The sequence below is a fragment of the Chryseobacterium flavum genome (assembly GCF_003385595.1).
GTDB lineage: Bacteria > Bacteroidota > Bacteroidia > Flavobacteriales > Weeksellaceae > Chryseobacterium > Chryseobacterium flavum.
On the sequence record NZ_QNUE01000006.1, the window covers coordinates 85,279 to 110,870 of the forward strand.

24 protein-coding genes are annotated in these 25,592 nt (G+C 35.9%); 19 read left to right on the forward strand and 5 right to left on the reverse strand.

Going from position 1 to position 25,592, the window contains the following annotated elements:
• Positions 1–187 precede the first annotated feature (187 nt).
• Genes DRF59_RS09085 through DRF59_RS09095 form a run of 3 tightly spaced genes read left to right on the forward strand, consistent with a single transcriptional unit; the run spans position 188 to position 6,758 of the window.
• On the forward strand, positions 188–2,731 hold the full coding sequence (locus tag DRF59_RS09085) for a DUF6493 family protein (protein ID WP_115958919.1): 2,544 nt from the start codon (positions 188–190) through the stop codon (positions 2,729–2,731).
• Complete coding sequence (locus DRF59_RS09090) at positions 2,712–5,408, forward strand: DUF6493 family protein (protein WP_115958921.1); 2,697 nt, start codon at positions 2,712–2,714, stop codon at positions 5,406–5,408. Before DRF59_RS09085 ends, DRF59_RS09090 begins: the two co-directional genes overlap by 20 nt.
• Before the next feature lie 3 nt (positions 5,409–5,411).
• Positions 5,412–6,758: an SWIM zinc finger family protein gene (locus DRF59_RS09095; protein WP_115958923.1), complete on the forward strand. Its 1,347-nt coding sequence runs from the start codon at positions 5,412–5,414 to the stop codon at positions 6,756–6,758.
• Between the two features lie 36 nt (positions 6,759–6,794).
• Here DRF59_RS09095 and DRF59_RS09100 read toward each other — a convergent pair whose 3' ends face one another.
• The 3 genes from DRF59_RS09100 to DRF59_RS09110 all read right to left on the reverse strand — a co-directional run bounded on the left by DRF59_RS09100 (position 6,795) and on the right by DRF59_RS09110 (position 8,181).
• A complete protein-coding gene (locus DRF59_RS09100; protein ID WP_115958925.1) occupies positions 6,795–7,241 on the reverse strand; it encodes a VOC family protein in 447 nt (148 codons plus the stop codon).
• Positions 7,242–7,402: 161 nt separating this feature from the next.
• Positions 7,403–7,741: a helix-turn-helix domain-containing protein gene (locus tag DRF59_RS09105; RefSeq protein ID WP_115958927.1), complete on the reverse strand. Its 339-nt coding sequence runs from the start codon at positions 7,739–7,741 to the stop codon at positions 7,403–7,405.
• Positions 7,742–7,752: 11 nt separating this feature from the next.
• The gene (locus tag DRF59_RS09110) at positions 7,753–8,181 is read right to left on the reverse strand and encodes a helix-turn-helix domain-containing protein (protein ID WP_115958929.1); all 429 of its coding nucleotides are present in this window, start codon (positions 8,179–8,181) and stop codon (positions 7,753–7,755) included.
• Between the two features lie 557 nt (positions 8,182–8,738).
• Between DRF59_RS09110 and DRF59_RS09115 the strand changes: the two genes are divergently transcribed.
• The 10 genes from DRF59_RS09115 (at position 8,739) to DRF59_RS09160 (ending at position 17,687) form a co-directional block, all read left to right on the forward strand.
• A complete protein-coding gene (locus tag DRF59_RS09115; RefSeq protein ID WP_115958930.1) occupies positions 8,739–10,277 on the forward strand; it encodes a SulP family inorganic anion transporter in 1,539 nt (512 codons plus the stop codon).
• A gap of 263 nt (positions 10,278–10,540) precedes the next feature.
• A complete protein-coding gene (locus DRF59_RS09120; protein ID WP_115958932.1) occupies positions 10,541–11,209 on the forward strand; it encodes an HAD family hydrolase in 669 nt (222 codons plus the stop codon).
• A 7-nt stretch (positions 11,210–11,216) separates the two neighbouring features.
• Positions 11,217–12,041 carry a phosphoribosyltransferase family protein gene (locus DRF59_RS09125; RefSeq protein WP_115958934.1) on the forward strand — a complete coding sequence of 275 codons (825 nt, stop codon included), beginning with the start codon at positions 11,217–11,219 and terminating at the stop codon, positions 12,039–12,041.
• Entirely contained in the window at positions 12,031–12,588 is a 558-nt protein-coding gene (locus DRF59_RS09130) for a TerD family protein (protein WP_115958936.1), read from the forward strand. The genes DRF59_RS09125 and DRF59_RS09130 overlap by 11 nt, the downstream gene beginning before the upstream one ends.
• A 2-nt stretch (positions 12,589–12,590) precedes the next feature.
• The gene (locus DRF59_RS09135; protein ID WP_185144911.1) at positions 12,591–13,760 is read left to right on the forward strand and encodes a toxic anion resistance protein; all 1,170 of its coding nucleotides are present in this window, start codon (positions 12,591–12,593) and stop codon (positions 13,758–13,760) included.
• A gap of 17 nt (positions 13,761–13,777) precedes the next feature.
• Positions 13,778–14,725: a hypothetical protein gene (locus DRF59_RS09140; protein WP_115958938.1), complete on the forward strand. Its 948-nt coding sequence runs from the start codon at positions 13,778–13,780 to the stop codon at positions 14,723–14,725.
• Between the two features lie 101 nt (positions 14,726–14,826).
• Positions 14,827–15,435, forward strand: a complete 609-nt coding sequence (locus DRF59_RS09145; protein ID WP_115958940.1) for a TerD family protein — start codon at positions 14,827–14,829, stop codon at positions 15,433–15,435.
• Positions 15,436–15,522: 87 nt separating this feature from the next.
• Positions 15,523–16,563, forward strand: coding sequence for a TerC/Alx family metal homeostasis membrane protein (locus tag DRF59_RS09150; RefSeq protein WP_115958942.1), 1,041 nt, complete (start codon positions 15,523–15,525; stop codon positions 16,561–16,563).
• Between the two features lie 181 nt (positions 16,564–16,744).
• On the forward strand, positions 16,745–17,272 hold the full coding sequence (locus DRF59_RS09155) for a TetR/AcrR family transcriptional regulator (protein WP_115958944.1): 528 nt from the start codon (positions 16,745–16,747) through the stop codon (positions 17,270–17,272).
• Between the two features lies 1 nt (position 17,273).
• A complete protein-coding gene (locus tag DRF59_RS09160) occupies positions 17,274–17,687 on the forward strand; it encodes a nuclear transport factor 2 family protein (RefSeq protein ID WP_115958946.1) in 414 nt (137 codons plus the stop codon).
• 77 nt (positions 17,688–17,764) lie between these two features.
• Here DRF59_RS09160 and DRF59_RS09165 read toward each other — a convergent pair whose 3' ends face one another.
• A complete protein-coding gene (locus tag DRF59_RS09165) occupies positions 17,765–18,784 on the reverse strand; it encodes a catalase family protein (RefSeq protein WP_115958948.1) in 1,020 nt (339 codons plus the stop codon).
• A 283-nt stretch (positions 18,785–19,067) separates the two neighbouring features.
• Between DRF59_RS09165 and DRF59_RS09170 the strand changes: the two genes are divergently transcribed.
• The 5 genes from DRF59_RS09170 (at position 19,068) to DRF59_RS09190 (ending at position 22,968) form a co-directional block, all read left to right on the forward strand.
• Positions 19,068–19,502 carry an FKBP-type peptidyl-prolyl cis-trans isomerase gene (locus DRF59_RS09170; protein WP_115958950.1) on the forward strand — a complete coding sequence of 145 codons (435 nt, stop codon included), beginning with the start codon at positions 19,068–19,070 and terminating at the stop codon, positions 19,500–19,502.
• 138 nt (positions 19,503–19,640) lie between these two features.
• Positions 19,641–20,591: a hypothetical protein gene (locus tag DRF59_RS09175; protein ID WP_115958952.1), complete on the forward strand. Its 951-nt coding sequence runs from the start codon at positions 19,641–19,643 to the stop codon at positions 20,589–20,591.
• A 65-nt stretch (positions 20,592–20,656) separates the two neighbouring features.
• The gene (locus DRF59_RS09180) at positions 20,657–21,067 is read left to right on the forward strand and encodes an Rrf2 family transcriptional regulator (RefSeq protein ID WP_115958954.1); all 411 of its coding nucleotides are present in this window, start codon (positions 20,657–20,659) and stop codon (positions 21,065–21,067) included.
• A gap of 57 nt (positions 21,068–21,124) precedes the next feature.
• A complete protein-coding gene (locus DRF59_RS09185) occupies positions 21,125–21,778 on the forward strand; it encodes an NAD(P)-dependent oxidoreductase (protein ID WP_115958956.1) in 654 nt (217 codons plus the stop codon).
• A 17-nt stretch (positions 21,779–21,795) separates the two neighbouring features.
• Entirely contained in the window at positions 21,796–22,968 is a 1,173-nt protein-coding gene (locus tag DRF59_RS09190) for an MBL fold metallo-hydrolase (protein WP_115958958.1), read from the forward strand.
• Positions 22,969–23,097: 129 nt separating this feature from the next.
• On the opposite strand, the gene DRF59_RS09195 is transcribed toward DRF59_RS09190, so the two are convergent.
• On the reverse strand, positions 23,098–24,123 hold the full coding sequence (locus DRF59_RS09195; protein WP_115958960.1) for a M23 family metallopeptidase: 1,026 nt from the start codon (positions 24,121–24,123) through the stop codon (positions 23,098–23,100).
• A gap of 224 nt (positions 24,124–24,347) precedes the next feature.
• Here DRF59_RS09195 and DRF59_RS09200 point away from each other — a divergent pair, with 224 nt between their 5' ends.
• Positions 24,348–25,388 (forward strand): NAD(P)H-dependent glycerol-3-phosphate dehydrogenase, encoded by a 1,041-nt coding sequence (locus DRF59_RS09200; protein ID WP_115959278.1) that lies wholly within the window; start codon positions 24,348–24,350, stop codon positions 25,386–25,388.
• Positions 25,389–25,592 lie beyond the last annotated feature (204 nt).

The window sequence follows — 25,592 nt, forward strand, 5'->3', positions numbered from 1 at the left end:
CTATTCTGGTGCTAAGAATCTGATGGGAATAAATAAAACGTTTCAGATGTTTATCGATTGGGAAGATCAGATTCTCTGTTACATAGCAGGCCTGATTACTTAAAATTTTGTTAAAAAATTCACTTTTAAGGGATAATTTGACGGCTGTAGGTCATTTTTTTATATTTTAGCTGTCAATAATGAATTTATGCTTATTGAGGAAGAGTTTAAAGCTATTTATTTAAACTATAAAATCAAGGAAATTATTTCTTTTCTGAAAAAGCTGACACCGAAAGACAAAAAAGAAATTGCCGTACTTTTAAAGAAACACATCAATAAAGAATGGGGGCACAATAGTATTTCTGTGTTGGCTGCTTTAGTGTGCTGTAAAACAAAAAATGAATATGAAAAAGTAAGCCCCGGATACTATTCTTGGCCGGTACCTCTCATTGACGAACTGTTTGAATTTTACGTTCCTGAATGGATTTCAGAGAGTCACTCATTCCTTGAAGAAATTAACTACTTAAAGGTATTGGAATGGGAGCAGAAAGGTTATTTTACATTAAATGAAGGGATGCGTGCTTTATTGCTTTCATCATCACTGATTTCAAAGGGTTCTTTTGATGAAATTATTTCCAAATATCCCGTTACCTTACATTCACATATCTGGCTTTTATTTGAACATGAATCAAACATTATGGTTCAATATGATGAGGAAAGAAGCTGGAAAAAAATTATAAAAAAACTTGTTCAGGAAAATAGGATAGACCGTTTCAGGGTTTTAAAATCAAGTATCAGAGCCATCAGCTTTAATTTTTCAAAAGAACAGAATACCTGGTTTCTTGACTTATTTTCCTGCCTTGAACCAAAAGAAAATGAAATACTGGCGCTACAGGAGGAGCTGTTTCTTGTCTTTCAGTCAGTACAGCATTCGTTATTTCCCGGGATCCTGAAAGTCCTGAACCAGGTTGTTGAAGAGAAAGAGTTTAAAACTGAGCTCTTTCTGCATGCTGTAGAGCCTCTGTTAACGCTTTCTGCCAAGAATGTTTTAAACGGGCTGTTGTTGATTCTGGAAAAAATAATAAAAAGCAACAAGCAATATAGTGAAGAAGTCTGTATACTTCTGATGCCGGTCTTCTTAAATAAAGACAAAACAATACAGACAAAGGGAGCAAAAATTATTGGCAAGTATGGTGATCCTCAGTCATCCGGAATAACGAAAGAGCTACAGTCTTATAAAAGCAGTCTTCTTGCTGATGCTCATTCACTATTAGACAGATTTTTAACAGAAGAAGTCCGGAATCATGAAGAATTCGGATATGAAGCCTTATCATGGCATATACCGGAACCCATTGCTTCAGTGGCAACTGTAGAAGACTTTATATTTTTGGCTTCTCAGGTATTCAACAGTTATGAGACCCACTCTGCAGACCAGTTTTTAGATGCATTGATGCGCCTGAATAATGAACTTGAAGAAGAGCATTTTGATCAGCTTGAACCTGCTTTTAAAGCTGCTTTTAAGTTGAAGGGAACAGGAGGTTTAAAGCATTTGCTAGCAACTTTTTTTATTAATTACGGCTTATTAAAACAAAAGACTCCATCATCTGTCCTGCTTCAGGCAAGACTCGAGTTTCCTAGACTGGAAAATTGGGGGGAAAAGCGTACTCCATTTATTTTTAAAGCCTACCAAAAGCTTTTGCTGGCAGTTTTTGATAAGCTGAAGCAAGGAAAAAACCTGCCTTTGCTTTCAGTGCCCGATCAGACTCCATGCTGGATTTCGGCGGATAGGCTGATTGATAAGTTAAGAGCATATCAGGATGAGAAAGAGCAGCCTGTTCTTTTTGATCTTCAGGCAGCCCTGCTCAGAGTAAAAAAAGATAACCTTGCGGACGCAGAGCAATATGCGGAAAAACAGCTTGATGTTCAATATAGAAGTTTCCTTAAACCTCTTTTTGATCAGAATTACTTCAGAGATCATTATGACCATACATATCTGGATGGTAATTTTGAATGGAAGCCCGGAAGCAGAAAAATTTACAAATGGAATAATACAGAAGAAATCCCTCAGTTATTGATCATGATTGAGAATCAAAAGGAACTCCCGGAAAATGCTGCGTTTCTGGATTATCTGTTTAATTCTTACCACGATATATATCAGGATGATCTCAATTATATTTTATATTCAGCGCCCTATTTTTCAGGATCTGTTTTTGCCAAAAAATATAATGAGACTTTATCTAATCAGGTCTATCAGTACGATATTAAAGGAAATATAGCATTTCTTAATGCATGGATGAAGCTTAACCTGCCTTTTCAGCCTGTGCATTATTTATTTCTGACAGCAGGGTTACTGAATAAAGACAGAGCTTTTTCTGATATAGCTTTTGAAGTTCTGATTAACAGAATGCTGTCAGATGATTTTAATATCCGGTTACTGGGAAAACTATTGGGGGAGAATATCAGTTTCCAGATGTCCTCTGTTAAAAGGCTGACAGACGGATTATCTGGGTATATCAATCTGACTGCCACGCATAATCAGGGTTTTGAGAAAATGCTGACCACTATACTTACAGGAATAGGAAAACCTGTTTTTAACTTAAAAAAAATACTGGAACTTTATTATGAACTATTGAATCTCAATCACTCTGAGATGGATGAGGCTATAGCTGATCAACTCAATGAATGGGAAAAAGAAAATAACCTGAAAAAAATTATTCATCAAATTAAAACCCATGAAAGAAAGACTATATGAGATCCTTAATGAGGGTAAAGTACATGAGATTATTCCTTTTTTAAAGCAGCTTAGTGCAGAACAAAAAAAAGCATTGATCCCAACCATTAAAAAAATGGACCGGGAGATCAATAAGATCGTCATGACCAAGAATTCGTACCATACTGCCGGTTCTGAAGACCAGCACAGTATAATAGATATTGCATCATTTGTCTGCATGGATCAAAAAAATTTCGGGAAAAATTACTGGAAGCTTTTCAGGAACAGAGAGCACACGGAACAGATCCTGGAATGGGGATGTCCTGAATGGTTTTCGGATTTTATTAATGAATCTGTAGAGGCTGAATTTACCGCATTTAATTATAAGGATATTCTGGGCTGGTCAGAAAAGGGATATGTACAGCCTAAACCAGAACTGTTAGGGCATCATCTGTCTAATTATCCGGCAGATCTTGATCAGTATCCCGAAACATTGAAAACTCATTTCTGGTATTTATGTGAGTATCCTTCCAAATCATTACCTTTTTATAAAGAGTGGTTTCCTACCGTTCAAAAGCTGGTGGCAGAACAAAAAATAGACAGGAGGAGATTTCTGAAAGAATGTTTGCTGGCCTCCAACAGGAATTTTAATAAAAATGTAACAGGTTGGTTCATGGATGCATTTACTGCTTTCAAACCTACAGATGAAGAACTGACCGCACTGCAGGATGAATTGCTTGCAGGGCTGGCTTCTGTACAATCAAAAGCTGTGAATACAATATTGTTACATCTGAAGAAAATAATCCGGTATCCGACATTTAAAGCAGATGAGTTTTCACACTATCTTCCTAATTTATTGAGTTCAGAAGTTAAAACGGTAGTGGTTTCCAGCCTTACCTTAACAGAGAAGATTTTTCAGAAGAGGGTAATGAATCCGGAAATGCTGGGGATAAGTTTATGTACTGCATTCGTTAGTAAAGATGACGGAATACAGTCTAAGGCGGCCAAAATTATCCTTAAATACATTCCTGTTTCTGATCATATTAAAGAAGCGCTTTCACATTATTCAGATAATATACTGATCAATGTACGTTCTGTATTGGCGAAATATATTGATGACAATCCACAGGAACTCGATGATATTACTGCTGAAAAACCAATGTTGGTTATGGAAGAAAATAAAGTTGATGAACCTCAGAACTTTGAAGATCTGATGTTTCTTCTTCCGTTAGCGATAGAAAATCCGGGAACCTATTACTATGATATTGCGCTGTCCGGGTTTATCCGTTTTGCGGATAAAGCAGATGCAGAATCTGTAAAATTAATTGAGCCGGTATTCCAGAAAGCATGTAAGACCCTTTCAAAGTGGGAAGTCCCTTATTTTAATGTAATACTTTGTAATCTGATAATTAATTATGGGCTGCGCTTGCTGGTAAGATATCCTGAGCAGTTAAAAAATCTGGAAAAAATATATCAAAAAACCAGTGATGAAGAAGCAACACGGGAGGCTTACGCCAACTACCATAAAAAACTCGGACCTTTACATGGAATTGGAGTGGGAGGAACTGCTATGAAAGCTTTCAAAGAAATTGCAGTAGAGGCATACCGGAAAATGCAGGCCGGAGATAAAATACCTTTATTATCAACAATAACCCACACGCCTTGTTGGATTGATCCTGTTATTTTAGTTGAAAGATTTGAAATCTATCAGAATCAAAATGTAAGTCCTGACTCTCTGGATCTACAGCTGGCATTACAACGATGTGCTTTGGATAATACATCAGAAGCTTTGGCATTGGCTGAAAAAAAATTAAAGGATGAATATAAAGCTCTTTTATTATTTTTCTTAGATAAAAATAGCCTGCCAAAAGGAAGATTTGAACATCCGGAATGGTGGATGACAGCAGGTACTACACGTTCGCCGGAGATCACTTTTAACGAATTTAAAGATTTTGGTTACGGAACTATTCCCAAAGAGTTTTTCTCCGGTGTATACGAATGGAAAACAATTGACAGCAAAAAGAACTCATACTATCCGGCTGAGTTAAGTATTACCATCCCTAAATACCATTTTACCAAAAGAAAAGATCAGCTGTTTCTTGAATATTTTATTGCAGAACAAAAAGATCATTCAGACATTCATGCTTTTATGTGGAGTTTTCCTAATATGCCGGCAAATGTATTGGCAAGGGTAGCTAAAATATGTCTGTTCTATTCCGGACTTGCAGAAGTGTACGAAAGAAATATGGTTCTGAATACTGCCAAAGCACTTTATACGATCAAAAAGCCTTTGGAGGAAATGGGATATTTGTTTCTGGGTACTATTTTTCTGGATGGAGACAAAACAATAAGGGGCATAGCCGCTGAAATATGGTTGGAACATGTTTCCCATCATATGATAGATAATGCAAGGTTAGGAAAGGTAATCGGCTTACATGAAAAACTTGAATGGGCACCTGTTAAAAGATTTACAGATCTTATACAGCACCACATGCTTAATGTCAGCAAAAACCATAATAAAGCATTAGAAGAACTAATTTGTGCCATATTGCTTCAGATGGATCAGGCGGTAACAAATCTGAAAAAACTGCTGGAAGTTTATCATGAGGTGTTGGCTTTAAACCAGTCGGAAGCCAATGAGAATGTAAAAGAAAAATTAAACAACTGGAAAGAAAACTCAAGTCTGAAAAAAATCTGCAATCTTCTTCTTAAAAAATAAATTATGGAAGATACGCTTATTTACAACTATTCCAGATCGTCATCTTTGGGAAAGAAAGGAAATCTGGAAGAACTGTTTCTCGCAAAATATAGCGAAATACAGAAGAATACTGATGCCCCATGTTATTTCTGGGGAAATGTTGGACAGCCATTTATACTGGCACGCTGTCTGATTACGCTGTCTAACATTGTAAAATCAAGCTTTAACCTCTCACCATTCCAGATGGCACTGCTTAAAGATCCTGTTGTTACTGCCGGAAATGAAAGATTGCGTTTTGAAGGCTTTTCACACTGTGCCGGTGTGTATGCACGGATAGATGTTTTACCTGACGGGCTTGATGGAGAATTTTTAGAAAACGGAACTACCAATGTTGATTTTAACCAGCCTATGATTACCGCATTGGGAAGTATTCGTCCTAATGAAAATATAATGCTGTCTGTAGGTGAAAAGGAAGTAGGGGTATATAAAGAAGAAACAAAAGTAGTGGAAAGAAAGGTCCCTTTGCCCGTGAAGTGGATCAAAGGTCTCGGGACAGTGCAGATCTATCTGTCTGAATCAGAACAATTACATGTATTTAATAAAATTCAGACACAGCAATTGTTCAGAGGAATGCCTAAAGGAGTAATAAAATCTGACTATTATCTGATCGTGAGAGGGAATAAGCCTATGTTTTCTCCAGTAAAATCTGCAGAAGCTGTCTGTGTAGGAGGAATCCACAGGCTTCGTTTACTTGAACCTCTTCTCCCTTATATAGATTATATGCAGGTTTTTGCTCATTCTAATATGCAGTCGACAACATGGCAGCTGTATATGGGAAATATCAGATTTAGTTTCTCCTTGTCAAAAGAGAGCTGGCGGGGATTTTCGGGAGAAGGAGCGCTGCTGGACAGTTTGGTTACCGAAATCTCAGATGAGTGGATTGATGTACTGGATAAATATGCCTATGCCAATCAGTCTTTTAATGCAACAGCTCTGGCATTGGAAGATAATATCAGTCTGAATAAAATGACCAATCTTACCGGACGATTAGCAGCAATGGGGATGTTAGGATATGATCTTGATGACCACAGTTTCTTTTACCGGAGACTTCCTTTTAAATTAAGCCGGATATTAAAGCTGAACCCCCGGATGAAAAATGCTGAAAAATTGATTGAAGATGGGAAAGTCGAAATTTTAAATACCAATTCAAAAAGAACTGAAGCCAGAGTGGAGGGAACAGGAGTACATCATACTGTAATCCTGGAAGAAGAAAAAGAACGTTGTACCTGCGAATGGTTCAGTAAATACCAGGGAGAAAGAGGACCTTGTAAGCATGTTCTGGCAGTGAAGAAATTGATAAATAATGAATAAAAACGGACAGCCTGATGAGCTGTCCGTTCTATTGGGTTATATATGTTTCATCCATTCTTCATAGGAAAGTACACCCAGTTCCGGTTTCCCTTCTCCTTCAAGAACTGCAATAAATTCAAGCTGATTGCCATCGGGGTCATTAAAATAAATGGCCAGAGCAGGCATCCATGCAAATACCATTGGCTGAACGGTTCCGTCTTTCAGAAAATTATAAGGTTTCAGCGCTCTTTCTTCAAGGAATTTAACTGAATAATTCAATATGTCTTCTTTGCTGCTTGTAAATGCAAAATGTCTGGGCTGAAGATTTTCTTTCTGTTCCCACAATCCCAGCATAAACTCCTTTCCTTCTCCAATCCATAAAAAAACAATTTGTCTTGTTTCATCTCTGTGAGCGAACTTTAATCCTAACACTTCTGTATAAAAGCTGACTGCATTTTCAAGATCGCTTACCTCAATATGGGTTTCATATAATCCTTTAATCATAGTTTAATTTTTTAGCAGTACAAATCTAAATAACGAATATCAGGAACCGGATTATTAGTGATTTCTTTATTTAAAATGAATAATAGAAGTTTTTTATAATTCCGGAGCAGTGACGTAGCCCAGGTTTTTCCTTATTATTACCTTTTTAAAAATGCCGGTCATTATTTTCCGGCATTTTTTATTGTATCATCAAGTTCTTCTTCAAACATTACTTTCCATTTTGCAAGGGTAGTTCTGCTTATCTTATATTTCCTGGACATATAGCTGGTCGAATAACCATGTTTCTTCTGATACTGAAGAAGCTTAAGCATTGTTTTTTTATCGTAGGTTCTAAGTTTTTGATTCTCTTTGGATTGCTTGAATAATTTTTCATTGAATTTAAGTACATCTTCGGATGTATTTAATTTCTCAAGAAGTTCCCTGACTTTGGGGTCCTGCAGCTTCTCCGGATATTCCAGCCTGAGCATATCATGATATATTCTTTTGTAATTTGGGCGCATATCTATATGGATTATCCGTTTGTAGTATCACTTTTCTGAAGCCATCGGTGAAGTGTGCTTTTCGGAATAGAATATTCTTTAATGACTTCGCTTTGTGTCATTTCTCCGGAAAGAACCCTTTTCATAATAAACTCTTTAATCTCCTGGGTGTAAATGTTTTTTCTGAAATAAGGAATTTTTTCTGAACGCTGAGAGCTTTTATTTACTGCTGCAGGTGGTGCATATAGTATCAGGTGTGAGCTATAAAGTCTGAAAAAATCATATTCCAGCAGCTTACTCCATCGTAACAGGATCTCGACATCTATTGATTTGCTGTCATACATTCTTTGAACAGATTCCTCATCTTTCCCCAGAAATTTACATATCCTTTCGATTGTTATTTCACTTTCATCTACCTTCTCCTTAATAAAATTCCCAATATGGATTTCTTTATATAACATTTTCTTGAATATTATCTTTGTTAAACTCATGCAGAAAAAAGTAGGTTGTATATTATTTATTATGCAATATTGGATGAGCTTGAAAGGTAACAGGAAACAGAAGCAGTAATGCTCCCGCAATAGACAAAATAATTGATAATTTTAAGAATGTGTATTTGCCACTTTAATTTATCCAGGATTATTCCGTATTGTCGATAGTTTATTCACCCTCTTCTCTTTCAAACCTCTTTTTTCTACCATTTGTGTAATACTATATAACCTATTAAAGTTTTTTCATGCAATTTTTTATTTTAAGCATCAGGCTGAGGTATATTAACAGCCTGTATTTTATAAGCAGATTTGCTGAATCCGCTATAAACTGATCTGCTTAATTGCTTTCAAATTTAAACAAAAATTAGAAGCAAGGAAGTGAAGAATTATAAAAAAGTTTCTATATGGGCAAATTTTAAATAAAATTAACATATTATATAAACGGATGTATAAATTATTAATAAATAGGTTGGACTTAGAAAGAAAACTTTTGTATACCAGTAAACAAGTCATACCTTTGCAAATCAATGATAAACAGAATCAACTTATTTGACTTTTCGAAGCCAATAAATTATAAAAATGAATTGCTGGCAGGCTTTACTGTGGCCATGACCATGATTCCGGAATCTCTTTCATTTGCCATTCTGGCAGGACTTTCACCGCTTACAGGACTGTATGCTGCTTTTATGATGGGACTGGTGACTGCAGTTCTCGGAGGACGCCCCGGAATGGTTTCAGGAGGAGCGGGAGCTACCATTGTTGTCCTGATTGCGCTGATAAAATCCCATGGAACGGAATATCTTTTTGCTACGGTAGCACTTGCGGGAATATTTCAGATGCTGGTAGGAATATTTAAACTGGGGAAATTTGTCAGGCTTATCCCACAACCCGTTATGTACGGTTTCCTGAACGGTCTTGCGATTATTATTTTTATGGCTCAGATTGAACAGTTTAAAATTACAGATAGTAATGGTACAATAGGCTGGCTTCAGGGAATCCCTCTGTATATCATGTCAGGGTTAACAGCATTAACAATTGCCGTGGTTTACTTTTTTCCAAAAATAACAAAAGCTGTACCGGCCTCTTTGGCAGCAATTATTGTTATATTCACCGTTGTTCTTGGGTTTAATATTCCGACTAAAACAGTCGCAGATATTGCACATATCAGCGGGAATTTACCCACTTTCCATATTCCTCAGATCCCTTTTTCCCTGGAAACCTTACAAATCATTTTTCCATACGCTTTGATAATGGCAGGGGTAGGATTGATTGAATCTCTTTTAACATTGTCTATGGTAGATGAGATCACCAATTCAAAAGGAAGTGCCAATAAAGAATCTGTGGCACAGGGGCTGGCAAATATAACCAATGGATTTTTTGGTGGAATGGGAGGCTGTGCAATGGTTGCTCAGACATTGGTTAATCTTAATGCAGGATCAAGAGCCCGTTTATCAGGAATTATTGCTTCAGTTATGATTCTGCTGATCATTTTGTTTGGAGCTCCTGTCATTGAAAAAATTCCGATGGCTGCATTGGTAGGGGTAATGATGATGGTTGCCATCAGTACATTTCAGTGGGTGTCTATCAGGATCGTGAATAAAATGCCGAAGTCCGATATCTTTGTAGGAGTCACTGTAGCCCTGATTACTGTAATTCTGCATAATCTTGCTTTGGCTGTGCTGGTAGGAGTGATTATTTCTGCGCTGGTATTTGCCTGGGATAATGCTAAAAGAATCAGGGCAAAAAAGTATACGGCTGAAAATGGAGTAAAACATTATGAAATATATGGACCGCTATTTTTTGGTTCCGTAAGCACATTTACTGATAAATTTGACCCCATGAACGATCCGGATGAGATTGTTGTGGATTTCAAAGAAAGCAGAATCGTAGATATGAGTGCTATTGATGCCCTGGATAAATTATCAAAACGATATAAGCAGCAACATAAGACTTTATATCTTCGTCATCTTAGTGAAGATTGCCGGAGAATGTTAAAGAATGCAGAAGCTATAATAGAAGTGAATATTCAGGATGACCCGACGTATAAGGTAATGCCGGAAAAATAATAAAGGTTAAATTCTACTGAATTAACAGAAGATTATTCACAATAACATAACCGAGGATAAAAAAGGACTGTAATTTTTTATGGTCCTTGTTTTATTCATTTCCGTCTGTAAATCATAAAATATCTTAAAACAGGGAACTAAAGACATACATTTCTGATAAAAATTCTATCTTTGGGATGAATAGATAAATTAAACACTAATTGATGATCAAAAGAATTTAATCTTTTTCAGAAAAGCTAATAAAACTTTTAACTAAAAACATCTTGAAAACAGATATCGACATTCACAACCACTGTCATTTTTCCTTTGACCTGTGGCTCACTTTAATCAAATCTCATCCTGAATTTAAGAAAAAAAGAGTTGAGCTGTTTTCCTCGTTTTTTGAGGTAAACAGGCCAGTGGAAGAAGTTGAAAGAACTATAAAATATTATGATGACCTTTGCAACACGATTAACGAAGTGACCGGAGGAAATATCGATACTTTTGAGATTTATCTGATGATTTTGAGTTCTTTGGGTATGGAGATAAGCCTTATTACCAAAGATCAGCTGAATGAATTTTATATAGAAAGTGAAGAACTTTTCCTGGAATATAAACCCGTTATTATTTTCGAAAATATTCATGAATTTTTTGATCGTATTAAAAATAAGGGTAAAACGATCAATATTCTGAGTAATACCGGTTTTATTAAAGGAAAAACGATGAGGAAATTTCTGATTCACGAAAATCTGGATCAGTACATAGACTTTCATATCTATTCTGATGAAATTAACTGTTCCAAACCGAACCCCCTTATCTTTCAGGAAGTGAAGAATAAGATCAAAGATCAAAATCTTCCCCTGCATCATATTTTACATATCGGAGATAATCCTGTTGCAGATTATCAGGGTGCGAAAAATTTTGGTTTCAGCGCACATTTACTTAAACACTAATATAAATATGAACAAACGATACAGCTTACACCACATTCATTCAGCAGATGAGTTTACATTCTCACCTGCAGAATACAGCTATTTCAAATATGGCGATAAGTCGTATGCTGAAAAATTTGCTAAAGAATTATTCGACGGATTCATTTCTTCACATGAAGATCTTTTAAAAACAGATCTTGAAATTGTAGTTCTGCCGAGCCCTTATATGGCTATTCCTACAGCTTCAAATTTTCTGTGTTTTTTCTTTAAAAAACAACTTGATTTTTATCTGTTTCAAAAAGGGAGAAAATCAAGCATTTTGTCAAAGATCAACCGAAATCATACGTACATCACAGATTATGGTAATCTCAGTTTTGAAGATCGTAAAAATCTGATTGCCAATGATACGTATTATATAGATAAAGATTTTCTCAGAGGAAAACTTTGTATTTTTATAGACGATATCAAAATTACGGGAAGTCATGAATATACAGTCAACAGAATTCTGAATGAATATAATGTAGAGGCAGATTTTATGTTCCTATATTATGCAGAACTGATGAATTTTGATCTTGATCCAAAGATTGAAAACTTTTTCAACTACTATGCGGTAAACAATGTAGAACATATTGCAGAAGTGATGAGAAAGCCAAATTTTGAGTTCAATACAAGGATTGTAAAATATATTTTAGGGTTGGATTCAAGTAATTTTGACTATCTTACGTCTAAAGTAAAAAGAGAACAGATGGACCTGCTCCTGGAGCTGGCAATCAGTAATAATTATCATTTAATAAAAGAATACGAAAATAACATCAATACTTTAACGCAAACGGAATTATATTATGGCTATTAACTTACAAAAAGGACAAAGAGAAAATATTAACGCACCTAAATTTACTGTAGGTTTGGGATGGGATATCAATAATACCTCTACAGGAACATCATTCGACCTTGATGCGTCATTGTTTTTGCTGGGCGAGGATAAAAAATTAATTTCAGATAATCACTTTATTTTTTATAATAACCTTGAATCTCCGGACAAATCAGTGATTCATACAGGAGATAACCTTACCGGTGAAGGAGCGGGTGATGATGAGCAGATCAAAATTGATCTGACAAAAATTGATTCTGCTATTAAAGAAATCACAGTTGTAGTGACCATTCATGAAGCAGATTCAAGGAAACAGAACTTTGGGCAGGTAAGAAATTCTTTTATCAGAATTTTTAATACAGATACGAATGAAGAGATCTTAAAATATGAACTGGACGAAGATTTCTCTATCGAAACTGCGGTAGAATTCGGAAGAATCTACAATAGAAACGGAGAATGGAAATTCGAGGCTGTAGGAGCAGGACAGAGGGATGGCCTTGAGAAATTTGTATCAATTTATCAGAAATAATCATGGATAATCAGGAAAATCAGCCAACAGATCCACTAGGGTCAATAGAGCCTCTTAAAACGTTTGAGCCAGCTCCGATGGTTCCACCCGGTCAGCCGGTTCAGAATACATCGCCGGCAGTTCTTGTAGACCGGGAAGGGAATGTAAATCTAAACCAGTTACAGGCGGAAGACCGTCAGAAATATGAAGTTCTGGCAAATTCTATTGATGAAGCCAATCCGGGATCTATTGTGAATTTCGGTGCCGAGCTTCAAAAAACACTTTCAAACCAGAGTGACAGCTTTTTAGGAAATGTAAGAAGATCCAACTCAGGGGAAGTAGGTGCACTTATCAATGATCTTTTGGTAGAGCTGAACTATGTGGATGTGGAAGAACTGAACGGAAATAAAGTTAAAAGCTTTCTGAGCAAGTTGCCTTTCATGAAGAAAATCATGACACAGGTAGAAAATTTATTTGCCAAGTATGATAAAATTATTAATAATATCGAGCAGATCTCTTATAAAGTAAATGCAGGTATCATTACTTCTACCAAAGACAATGCAGTTCTGCAAACTATTTTTGAAAGTAATGTGAATTCCATTAAACAGATTGAAGATCTTGTGATTGCAGGAAATCTGAGGATGGAAAGAGCTGCCGGTGAACTTGCTTTGATGGAAGCCAATCCTCAGAATTACCAGGATTACCAGATTGCAGATAAAAGAGATTTCATTGCAAGGCTGGACAGGAGAATGGCTGATCTGAAAGTAGTACGTGTGATTATGATGCAGTCTCTGCCGCAGATCAGACTGGTACAGAACAATAATGTCTCGATTGCTGAAAAAGCACAGACAATCCTTACCACGACACTTCCGGTATGGAAAAATCAGCTTTCACTTGCCGTTGCCATGTACAGACAACAGCAGAATATCGAGATTCAGCAAAAAGTTTCTTCTACCACTGAAGAGATTTTGAGAAAGAATGCAGAGCGTCTGGGACAGAACTCTGTGAATGTAGCCAGAGCCAATGAGCAGACTATTGTATCCATTGAAACATTGAGGGAAACCACTTCAATGCTGATCAATACATTAAATGAAGTGAAACAGATTCAGAAACAGGGAGCCGATAACAGAAGAAAACTGGACCAGGATCTTCAGACACTTGAACATGAATTAAAAGCTAATGTCAGAGGTTAATTAATACCGGTACCAAGGTGGGGGATGATGCAGCAACCATATTATCACAAAGCAAAAGAAGGCTCACAAGACTAAAGCTTCTTGCTAATTTTTTTGAACATATTGATATAATATCCATTTACATCAAAACAGATATTATTCACAATCTGTTCCAGGAAAATACGGCTTTGGATTACAGTAAACTGGAACTTTTCCACCTGCAGTATACTGACAGCCTTATAGAACTTCTTACCAAAATTAAAAGGCAGAAGGAAAATGATATGTTGGCTGTTATTAATGAAATCGGTATTAATAAAAAATATATTTCAGGCTTTGAAGAAAGGCAGATTGATAATTTCGAAACAGACAGGAAAATGTACAGTGGTATATTTTCCCGGCATCTGAAAACATTGTATAAAGATCTTACAGAAGAAATTTTTACTGCGGATTGGGATCATGTACTTTACTTTCATAAAAAATATGCCCAGGAATTTTACAGAACAGGAGCAGATGAATCATTGCTGAAACCTGGCTCTTTTCCGGCATATCAGTACCGGGATTATGCCATTGAGAGAAAATTATTGGGAAGGCTTAATATACAGGGTTTTAAAGTACGCTTTGTCTGTGGATATCTGTTTGGTATTCATGAATATGAACTTTTTAAAATCTTTCAGTCTGATGATTACTTTATTTTTAGTATAGAGGATAAAAAACTTTATCTATTTGATAAACAATTGGATCAGCTTGATATATCAGAAAACCAATCAAATCAGCGTTCAATCATTGATCAGCTGAAAAGGAAAAATGAGCTGCTTGAAAATAATATGAACGAAAAAAAACGAAGTTTACCGGCAGAAGTAGAAGGAGTTTTAAAAGATTATTTAAGAAATCTTGAGAATATTGATATCATGAGCAAAATATTTGACTTTGATGAAGAAACAAATATTCTGCGCGCGATGCTGAATTTGAATTTGAATAATAACTAATACGAAATTTGAAAAGTAAAGACAGTAATAAAGCTTAAATATCAGATAATTTATTTGCTAGGCTTCTTTACAGGAAATAAATAACAATTAAATATTATAAAATGGCTATCAACTTACAAAAAGGTCAAAGAATAAACCTTAAAAAAGAAAACGGAGCTGAGCTTACCCAGGCTTGTGTAGGAATCAACTGGGGAGCAATTGAAAAAAAAGGTCTCTTCGGAACTAAAAAGGAAGCGGTGGATTTAGACGGAAGCTGTATTTTATATGATTCAAACAAAAATGTTACTGAGGTCATCTATTTCGGAAATCTGAAATCAAGAAACGGGTCAGTAAGACATAGTGGTGATGACCTTACAGGAGATGTAAATGGTGATGATGGACTGGATAATGAAGTTATCACAGTGGATTTCAGCCAGCTGGAACCTAATGTGGACCACGTTGCAATGGTACTGAACAGTTACAGAGGCCAGGATTTCGGAACTATTCCTTTTGCTTCCATCCGTATCTATGAAGGAACACCTACCAATGTAAGAGAAGTTTTTGCTAAATATGACATTGCAAATGATGCTTCATTTAAAGGACATGTAGCAATGGTAATGGGGGTATTTTATAAAAGAAACGGAGAATGGAAGTTCAATGCTATCGGGGATCCGACTGCTGATAAAAAACTTGAACAGACCATCCAGACTGTACAGATGAATTACCTATAATTAATTATCAATATAGAGATGAATAAAGCAGCAATATTTGTACCTTGTACATCTATTGCTTTTATCATATAATAACATATAACTCAAGTGGAACATCAAAGTATTTTAGAACTGCATCCTGGCCTGGTGTGGGGATTTGCGATAACAGTTGTTATCATGCTGCTTCTGGATTTAGGAGTATTTAACAAGAAAAGTCATGAAGTGTCATCCAAAGAGGCTACGATCTGGTCTATTGTTTGGATATCTTTATCCATGGTTTTTTCAGGAGTAGTATATTGGGTTTTCAATACAGACGGAACTCCCGAGAGCCATTCACTGGCAATTGAGAAATTTACCCAGTATCAGGCAGCCTATTGGATTGAAAAAGCCCTTTCCGTAGACAACTTATTTGTATTTATTCTTGTTTTCGGATTCTTTAAAGTTCCGAAATATCTGCATCATAAAGTCCTCTTCTGGGGGATCATCGGAGCCTTGATATTCAGGGCAATATTTATTTTCGCAGGTGTGGGATTGATTAACATTACCTATCTTCCTGAAATGAATATATTCGGTACACCGGTAAAGATCAATATTGTAATGACACTTTTCGGTTTATTCCTTGTGTATGCAGGAATTAAATCCTGGGGAGAAGGGGATGGTGAAGATGATGAGGATTACAGCAATACGGCAGGAGCGAGACTGATTAAGAGCTTCTGGAAAGTATCCGATAATTATGACGGTGATAAATTTTTTACGGTTCAGAACGGAATAAAGATGGCAACTCCACTTTTGGTGGTAGTAGGTGTTATTGAATTTACCGATGTCCTTTTTGCCGTAGATTCTATTCCGGCGATCTTCGCGATTTCAAACGATCCGTTTATCCTTTATACATCAAATATTTTTGCAATCCTGGGACTTAGATCATTATATTTTCTGCTGGCCAACTTTATCCATATGTTTAGCAAACTTCCGTATGGACTTGCAATCATTCTTTCATTTATCGGAGTTAAAATGCTTATAGCTCCATGGATACATATTCCGTCTCCGGTTTCTTTAGGAATTGTAGGAGGAGTATTGGTTATCTCTGTTCTTTTATCTGTGATGTTTCCGGATAAAGAGAAAACCGAAAAAGAAAAAATAGAAGATTAATGTTTTATAAAACAGTAAAAAAGCCCTGACATTTATATTTCGGGGCTTTTTTTGCGTTGAATTCCTTTTAGAGTATCTGTTACTAATCGTGAGCAAGAATTCAGGCTATACTTTATATAGACAGACAAGTTTGTCTGTTTTATTTTTTTGTATTACTTTTGTTTCATTAAAAATAAAAAATATGGGATCTCCGAGAGAGAGAATTGTGGAAACAACATTTGAATTATTTGCAAAGCAGGGATATAATTCTACAGGTATCAATCAGATCATTTCTGATGCGCATGTAGCAAAGGCCAGTTTTTATCAGCATTTCAAATCAAAAGAAGATCTTTGCGTGGAATTTTTAAATATAAGGCATCAGTACTGGTTCAATGAGCTTCATCATTTTACGTCATCTGCTAAGGGAGTACAGTCCAAAGTAATCAGTGCGTTTGATTTTTTAATTTATATGAATAAAAAAGAACATTTCAGAGGTTGTAGCTTTTTAAATATTTTGTCGGAAATCCCTGCAGATAACATTAAAATTCTTAGTGTCATCCAATCTCACAAAACAGATCTCAGAAATTATTTTTCGGAATTGCTGGAAGACCATATCCTTTCTGACCATATCTATATGCTTTTTGAAAGCAGTATTATCGAAAGTCAGCTTTTTAAATCCAATGAATTAATTGAAAAATCAAAAGAAATAATTACCAACTTAATACCGTAATATGGAACAAAAACATCCGCTTCCTCCGTTTACACTTGAAACGGCTAAGGAAAAAATCCAAATGGCAGAAGATGCCTGGAACAGTCAGGACCCTGTAAAGGTCTCTAAAGCCTATACACCAGATAGTGAATGGCGAAACAGGGATTTATTTGTCAACGGAAGAGAACAAATTGTCGAATTTCTCCGGAAAAAATGGGTTAGGGAACGTAACTACAAACTGAAAAAAGAATATTGGGCACATACAGATAATCGTATTGCTGTCCGTTTTGAATACGAATACCAGACAAAAGAAGGAAATTGGTTCCGGGCGTACGGAAATGAAAACTGGGAATTTGATGAAAACGGGTTAATGGCAAAAAGGTATGCAAGTATCAATGATCTGGCTATAAAAGAAGAAGAACGTAAGTTCAGATAAAAAAGACTGTTATAAAAAACAGTCTTTTTTATAATACAATAATGCTGTATTCACAAATGATTTATTCCACTCTTGTATCAGGCTTTATTATCAACGCCTTTACCATGCAGCAGCTTATTAATTTTTCTTCTTGTCTGAACAGAAACTTTATAGGCTTCATCCCGTAATTTCTGTATTTTTCCTACAGGCTGAAAGAATACTTTACTTTCAAACGGATTGAATGACAGAAGTTCAATGTTGCAATTACGGGTATCAAGAAGCGAGTCCTTATTAATTTTTACTTCTCCGACTTTAATGAAGGGTGAGTTTTTCCATTCTACATTTAGTTTATTGATGGGCTGGTCTTTCAGGTTATAGCAAAACTGAATCAGAACATCAGCTGTAAAATCATTATTTTGTAAATAATCTTTTAAGGCATCTTTTGTTTTTTGTTTCTTACCTATATTCCGGTCTATATATTTGGGGCTGATTTTTATCTTGATCATATGATCTCCAAGACGGTATGCACCTATCGAATAATAATCAAACGAAAGAATAAAGTCGTGTCTTTTCCTGAAAAGTTTCATAACATTTTTTATAAATGAAGTGTTCAGGACAGAAGGGATGGTTTTAAAAACCTGTATTGCAGCAGTATACAGCCCATTCCATTTGGTTATATAGGAGCGGTTGACAGCGGTAAACAATTTCAGGAATGTGGAAACTGAATTGATTGGAAATAAAGGGAAGTTGACCAGGGGATAGTTGGCAAGAAGCCCGCCATTCTCATCTTTAATCTGTACTGCGAAACCATAAGCAGGAATATCTCTTTTTGAATTTTTAATTTTGAGATGAGCATTGGAAAATCTGATAGTAAGATCAAATTTTTCCTTATCAAAAAAATGTTTCAGGGCTTCCGGAATATTCTGATCAATCAGAAATGTAGCCTTTACCACTGCGTATGCTTTCGCATGGGCATTTCTGGTGGCATAATTTACGTCACTTATAGAAGAAGATTGTTCTACAAAATCTGCAATCGATTTTTTATTGATTTCCAGCAGCTGCTTCTCCTCTTCATTAAGTTCGTCGAACTTCTTATTATATTTTAGTGGATTTGGCATTTAGTTTTTAAATCCAATTATAACGCCAAGTTTCGAAAATTGCGTTAACGGAGTGTTACTATTATTTGAATTTTAAGTAAGTCAGAAGCTGGCAGCTGGAAATATGAAGTTACTGAGCATACAGTTTAGAATGAATTTATTTTTTAAACCATTGATTAATAATAATTAAATAAAAAAAATAAATAGATCTGCTTGATATGGAAGTGTCCTGATTTTTAGACTTCCACTCGTATACGCTCTACTTCCAACCTTAAAAAAGCCTTATCTTTGTAAAAAATTAGTTATGGGAGTAGCAGATATGTTATTTAAGCGTAAAAAAGAACTGGCAGAAAAGAATCTTAAAGACGGCCAGGAATATATGGAAGAGTATGGAAAGCGGGAAAGTGTTGTACAGTTACCCAGTGGTTTACAATATGAAATTATTACAGAAGGAGACGGTCCGAAACCAGGTCCGAAATCAACTGTAAAATGCCATTATCATGGGACAACCATTTCCGGTAAAGTGTTTGACAGTTCTGTAAAAAGAGGAACTCCGGCATCATTCCCTTTAAACAGAGTGATTGCGGGTTGGACAGAAGCTCTTCAGCTAATGCCTGTCGGCAGCAAATGGAGATTGATCATTCCTCCGCACCTGGCATATGGAGACCAACAGATCAGTAAAGAAATTGGGCCAAACAGCACTCTTGTCTTTGAAGTTGAATTACTGGATATTAAATAATCCAGCATGAATAGTCTGAAAATTTACCTGTAATCAGGTAAATTTTTTTATTATATTCGTACAGATGAATTATATGGAAACAGGATTCCCTATCTAAATACCTGTTTTTGCAATTTTTCAAACACAAAACAAGTTTGAATGAAAAAAATAGTTTACCTTTTTATTGTTTTTGGTTTGCTTACTTCTTGTGTTTCCAGGAAGAACCAGGTTCTCAGACAGAACATCCTTACCCTGAAAGACAGTTATTGCAAAGCACCATTCAAATATAATTACACAGATAAGCTCCCTTCATATAATTCAGATTCTATTCTGACGGCTAATAAAGAATTGAAAGATATATTTTCTGATCAGAGTATTTTGATTTTAAATGCATTGGACAATTTGGATGAGGTACACAAAATTATTGAACTCAAAAAGGATTCTTCATTGGCGTCTCAGGTTCAGGTCCTGCAGCTAAAAACTAAAATAAACAGTAAGATCACTATTGCATTAACAGAGCTTGATGCGGTAGCTGCTGAATTTGATTGTGAAGGAGAAAGAGTGGCCCAGATTGGAAATTATGTAGATAATCTTAATTCCTCCAGAAATAACAAGTTGATTTTATACTCAATCATTGCAGGTGCCGCTGCTTCAATAGCGGGGGGGATCGTAAAGGATGAAGGCTGGAGCAATGCGATTGACATCAGTGGTGGGGTATTAGGGGCCGGATTCGGTTTGGCAACCCTTAATCCGAAAGGTAAAAAAGTAGAATTTATTCATCAGCGTAACCTTTTGAGAGATATCTGGAGAGAAAAGCTTGAGTCTCCAAATTTTCCTCCGTTTATCTGGTATATGTATACTGAAAAAAAATTTTCTAATCGTGAAGAACGCTCCATTATCGGTAATATGAAGGAAAGATGGCTGCATTATCAGTTTGATGATAATAAAGATGCAGCCGATCAATCTGTAATTTTCAGTGACGGAGGGTTTTACAGGGCAGATGATCTTCATAACAGGGCTGCAATGCTCAATCAAATGCAGTCGGCGACACGTACCATCAATCAGAATATTAATTATTTACTTTTGGATCTTGATAAATTAATACTGTAACAAAAAATAAATGTAATAAAATTTGTTACAATTAAAAAAATGTGTATCTTTGCAGAGTAATTACAATGAATAATACAAGATTTGCTACGGCAGTACATATAATGACATTATTGGCAAAGAGTCCGCAGGAGTGGCTTACTTCTGAATGGATTGCCGGTAGTATTAATGTGAACCCGGTGATTGTCCGAAAGGAGATCAGTGTATTAAGGGAAGCAGGCCTGATTACCAGCAGACAAGGCAAAGAAGGTGGTAGCCAGCTTACCAGAAATGCAGACATGATCACCATTTCTGAAATCTATAAGGCAGTAAAGAATACAGAAATACTGGGTAAGAAAAATCAGAATCCTAATCCGGCCTGCAGTGTTGGAAAAGAAATTAATATTCATTTAGATACCTTGTTTGAGGAAACAGATCAGTTAGTGGTTAATTTTTTAGGAGATAAATCCCTGCAAGAATTTGCAGATCAATTCAGGTAAAATTTTTTACCTATAAATGTAACAAAAATTATTACAATTTAATTAAAATAAAATATTATGAAAAAAGTAGCAGTAATTGGTGCAACCGGATTTGTTGGAGCCCATATAGTAACAGAATTAGTAAACAGAGGATACGCTGTTGAAGCATTAGTAAGAGACGCATCAAAGGTAAAAACACAGGAAAATGTAACAGCAAAAAGTATTGATGTAAATAATGTTAATGAATTATCAGAAGCCTTAAAGGGAAGTGATGCTGTTATAAGTGCATTTAATGCAGGTTGGGCAAACCCCAATCTTTATAATGATTTCTTAAACGGTTCTGAAAATATTGAAAAAGCAGTAGAGCAGGCTGGAGTGAAAAGATTTATTGTAGTAGGAGGTGCCGGAAGTCTTTATACACCGGATCATATACAGATTGTGGATACACCGGATTTTCCCGATGCTTACAAACCTGGAGCAACAGCTGCCAGGGATTATCTGAATAAAATCAAAGAAAACAATACTTTGGATTGGACATTCTTTAGCCCGGCTGTAGAAATGAATCAGGCAAATGTAGGAGAAAGGACTGGTAAATACAGAACTTCTCTGGAAACTCCGGTATTTGATGAAAATGGAAGAAGCCGTTTATCTGTAGAGGATGTAGCTGTAGTTTTAGTAGATGAACTGGAGCAGAACAACCATATTCGTGAACGTTTTACAGCAGCTTATTAACATATAAAAGAACAGAAATGATACAAAAGAGATTATTGTCATTATTGACGCTGCTGGGATTTATCAGCATATTTGCCGGGAATCTCAAAGTAAAAGTGTATAATCCGGGCAGCAATGCTATTTTCCCTATCACTTCTACCATTATTTATGGTGATAAAGATGCTATGCTTGTTGATGCTCAATTTCAGAAGCAATATGCAGAACAGCTGGTGAAAGAGATAAAGGCAACAGGAAAGAACCTGAAAACCGTTTTTATTTCCCATAGTGATCCTGATTTTTATTTTGGACTGGATGTTATAAAAAACGCCTTTCCTCATGCAAAAATTATATCAACAGCCCAGACAGCCTATCTGATATCTGCTTCAAAAGATGATAAACTTTCAGTCTGGAAAACACAGCTGAAATCAGATGCCCCGTCAGAAATTATAGTTCCAGAAGCAGCTGCTTCAATTCCTGATCTGGAGGGGAATAAAATTGAAATCCGACAAAATCCAGAAGATCCTGCGCATAGTTTTCTCTGGATTCCATCTATTAAAACTATTCTAGGTGGAATTTCAGTTTCTGTAGATTCACATCTCTGGATGGCAGATACTAAGAATGTACATGCAATTGATCAATGGATAGGACAGATTGAGGCGATGAAAGCACTGAAACCGGAACAGGTGGTTCCTTCTCATTTTGCAAAACCTTCTACATCACCAAAATCCCTTGATTTTGTGAAAAGTTACCTGGAAAACTATAAACAGGCAGTAACTGAAAGTAAAACTACTCCTGCAATTGTAGATTTTATGGTTAAAAAATATCCTGATCTTCCAGGGAAAAATGAACTGGAAATGGGAGCGAAAGTTTTTCTTGGGGAAATGGATTGGGATTTAAAATCACCTTATCCTGCGATCGGCCATAAAGTAGAGGTAGATTTTGGAGCCATTAAATTCCTTTTAGACTTTAAAGATAACAGGGCGATGACTTTTACCGGAATGTCAGGCACTTCAAAGAACAGTACAGATACAGTAGAATATACTGCGGTGGAAGTCGCTAAAAATGTTTTCATGGTATACTGGCATGAACCTCATTTAGGTTTCAATGTAACTCATATCCAGGATTATAATAAAAATATAGTGTACTCAAATATTGCAGGTCCTGATGGAACCTTTACCCATCTGAAAGGAACTCTAAAGGTTTTAAAATAAAAATTTATCCATAGGAGATCTGTGTTGATTTTTAAGCATATTTGAAATATTGACCATCTGGACAGATCTCCATAGGTTAGATTCAAAAGATTGAAACTAAAAAGGCTATCCATTACGATAGCCTTTCTTTTATAGATTCATAAACAGTTTCGGATTTACCGGTGTATTGTTTTTGTGTACTTCATAATGAAGATGTGGTCCTGTAGAACGGCCTGAATTTCCTGATTTGGCGATCACCTGACCTACTTTTACTTTATCATTTACTTTTGAAATCAATTGTGATAAATGCCCATAAAGGGTAGCTAAGCCATTTCCGTGGGAAACAATAACACAGTTTCCATATCCCCCTTTCTGTCCAGAGAAAATTACGGTCCCGGCTGCGGCAGCTCTTACATCAGAACCATAGGCAACAGCAATGTCCAGCCCTTTGTGAAATTGCATTTGATCAGCTTCTGCAGGAGGGTTGTTTTTTTCTGCAGGAGAAGATTTAGCGGTCGTATTGGCAGCAACAGATTTTACTGCAGCCGGTGTTGAAACAGTAGCTTCGGGTGTAGCCTTAGGGGTTACCATGACTTTGATTTCTCTTTTAATTCCATAACTGTCCGTCACTTCAATAATCTTTTCAACAGGTTCAGCTTTCACCTCAGATTTTGGGGCAGCAGCAACAGGTTTGGATTCAGGAGTGACATTTGTTTTTACAGAAGCAAAAACAGTTTTAAAAGGAATTGGGTTTTTCCTGATCCCAAAATTTGAAGAAATATATCCGTCTGTTGGCATCCCTAAAGGAACCTGCATTAATTTTTTCTGCAGATCCATTAAATACTGGCTGTACCGGTTGGCCTGCTTTGCCAGATATACAGAATTTGAAATACTGTCCTGGCTAAGGACCATCAGCTTTTCGTTTGAAATATCTTTGGATTTAAGGAAAGAGTTAAGCTGGGCTACAGTCTGATCTACAAGATTAAGATCTGTTTTCATTTTCAAATAATCTACACTGTCTTTTTCAGTATTGATTTTTACAAGGTTTACTTCATAAGTTTTGTCATCCCTTTCAGAGAATAACTTGGCAATAAATACTCCTTGTGCAAAAACTACTAATAAAAGTCCTCCTAGGAGAATGTTTACGTTCTTCCTGCTGTTTAGAAATTTCTTCATAATTTCTTCTCTTGGTAAAATTAAAACGGTTTGAAGTTGCAAATTTAATTAAAAATAAGTTTTGGAGATTATTTTTAATTAAAATGCAGAATTTTCTGTATTTAACGGTTAATTACCTGTTTAATTGTGTTGAAGTGTTAATTTTTTCAGAAAATGGCTTTTATCATGGTTTCAAAGCCTTTGTTACGCCTATGTTTAATATCTTTGCATTTCACATTCCAATTATGGCTAAAAAGAAAATTATTTCAGAATCTTCGAATCCAAAAAAGAATAAAAAGGATATTTCTGTAGGAGTTGTAGGAAGCGGAAGCTTTGCAACCGCTATTGTAAAAATGCTTGTTGAAAACTGTAAAGTTGTACACTGGTGCGTAAGAAGTGAATTTGTAAAAGGAGCAATTGAATTACGCGGGCATAATCCTACTTATCTGACAGCAGCTCATTTTAACCTCAAGAGCTTAAAACTGACAACCGATATTAATGAACTGGTCTCAGCCTGTGACATTGTTGTTCTGGCAACACCGTCCATCTACCTGTCCGATACCCTGGATAAAATGACCTGTGATTATTCGGATAAGATTTTTATTTCAGCAATTAAAGGGATTATTCCCAAAGTGAATGATGTAGTTGCTCACTATCTGCGTGATGAATTTAAAATAGGTTTCAGAAATCAGGCAGTCATTGCCGGCCCTTGTCATGCGGAAGAAGTAGCGATGGAAAGACTTTCTTATCTTACAATTGCAGCTGTCGAAGATGAAACCTCTGAAAAGCTGGAGGAAATTTTCAGTTCAGATTTTATCAAAGTACATTCCAGCAAAGATATATTAGGAAATGAGTATAGTGCCATTCTTAAAAATATTTTTGCGATCGGGGCGGGAATTGCAAGCGGGCTGGGGTACGGAGATAACTTTACAGCAGTTTTTGTATCAAATGCCATCCGTGAAATGGAAACTTTCCTGGAAGCTATCTATGAAGCACCGAGAGATGTAAACGAAAGTGCATATCTTGGGGACCTTCTGGTAACGGCCTATTCCCTTTTCTCAAGAAACAGGAACTTAGGAAATCTTATCGGAAAAGGGTATACCGTAAAATCAGCCATTCAGTCAATGAACATGGTAGCAGAAGGATATTATGCTGCGGATTCTATTTACAAAACTGCAAAACAGAAGAATCTTAAACTGCCGATTATAGATACTGTATATGCGATTCTGTATGAAGGTAAGAATGCAGAAAAACAATTTAAAAAGCTTACTGCAAAATTGAATTAAAAATAAGAAGTACAATATATTGCTCCGTCTGGCCACAAAGGCCGGACGGTCTTTTTTTAAAGACCGGTATACCATTTTTCTTTAACCTGATATGATGGTTTTGATAAATCAAATGAACAAAATAAATTGATACTTTCCATCATTATATATTGTGTAATTCATATCTGTTTTTTCAATAAAAAATAACGTGTTAAAATCCTAAAA

Bases quoted from the DNA above. Each gene is read 5' to 3' on its own strand.
- DRF59_RS09160 (WP_115958946.1), top strand. From the start codon at position 17,274: ATGGAACAAAAACATCCGCTTCCTCCGTTTACACTTGAAACGGCTAAG.
- DRF59_RS09100 (WP_115958925.1), bottom strand. From the start codon at position 7,241: ATGATTAAAGGATTATATGAAACCCATATTGAGGTAAGCGATCTTGAA.
- DRF59_RS09155 (WP_115958944.1), top strand. From the start codon at position 16,745: ATGGGATCTCCGAGAGAGAGAATTGTGGAAACAACATTTGAATTATTT.
- DRF59_RS09200 (WP_115959278.1), top strand. From the start codon at position 24,348: ATGGCTAAAAAGAAAATTATTTCAGAATCTTCGAATCCAAAAAAGAAT.
- DRF59_RS09190 (WP_115958958.1), top strand. From the start codon at position 21,796: ATGATACAAAAGAGATTATTGTCATTATTGACGCTGCTGGGATTTATC.
- DRF59_RS09195 (WP_115958960.1), bottom strand. From the start codon at position 24,123: ATGAAGAAATTTCTAAACAGCAGGAAGAACGTAAACATTCTCCTAGGA.
- DRF59_RS09110 (WP_115958929.1), bottom strand. From the start codon at position 8,181: ATGTTATATAAAGAAATCCATATTGGGAATTTTATTAAGGAGAAGGTA.
- DRF59_RS09095 (WP_115958923.1), top strand. From the start codon at position 5,412: ATGGAAGATACGCTTATTTACAACTATTCCAGATCGTCATCTTTGGGA.
- DRF59_RS09135 (WP_185144911.1), top strand. From the start codon at position 12,591: ATGGATAATCAGGAAAATCAGCCAACAGATCCACTAGGGTCAATAGAG.
- DRF59_RS09090 (WP_115958921.1), top strand. From the start codon at position 2,712: ATGAAAGAAAGACTATATGAGATCCTTAATGAGGGTAAAGTACATGAG.
- DRF59_RS09185 (WP_115958956.1), top strand. From the start codon at position 21,125: ATGAAAAAAGTAGCAGTAATTGGTGCAACCGGATTTGTTGGAGCCCAT.
- DRF59_RS09165 (WP_115958948.1), bottom strand. From the start codon at position 18,784: ATGCCAAATCCACTAAAATATAATAAGAAGTTCGACGAACTTAATGAA.
- DRF59_RS09105 (WP_115958927.1), bottom strand. From the start codon at position 7,741: ATGCGCCCAAATTACAAAAGAATATATCATGATATGCTCAGGCTGGAA.
- DRF59_RS09145 (WP_115958940.1), top strand. From the start codon at position 14,827: ATGGCTATCAACTTACAAAAAGGTCAAAGAATAAACCTTAAAAAAGAA.
- DRF59_RS09085 (WP_115958919.1), top strand. From the start codon at position 188: ATGCTTATTGAGGAAGAGTTTAAAGCTATTTATTTAAACTATAAAATC.
- DRF59_RS09170 (WP_115958950.1), top strand. From the start codon at position 19,068: ATGGGAGTAGCAGATATGTTATTTAAGCGTAAAAAAGAACTGGCAGAA.
- DRF59_RS09115 (WP_115958930.1), top strand. From the start codon at position 8,739: ATGATAAACAGAATCAACTTATTTGACTTTTCGAAGCCAATAAATTAT.
- DRF59_RS09180 (WP_115958954.1), top strand. From the start codon at position 20,657: ATGAATAATACAAGATTTGCTACGGCAGTACATATAATGACATTATTG.
- DRF59_RS09175 (WP_115958952.1), top strand. From the start codon at position 19,641: ATGAAAAAAATAGTTTACCTTTTTATTGTTTTTGGTTTGCTTACTTCT.
- DRF59_RS09130 (WP_115958936.1), top strand. From the start codon at position 12,031: ATGGCTATTAACTTACAAAAAGGACAAAGAGAAAATATTAACGCACCT.
- DRF59_RS09125 (WP_115958934.1), top strand. From the start codon at position 11,217: ATGAACAAACGATACAGCTTACACCACATTCATTCAGCAGATGAGTTT.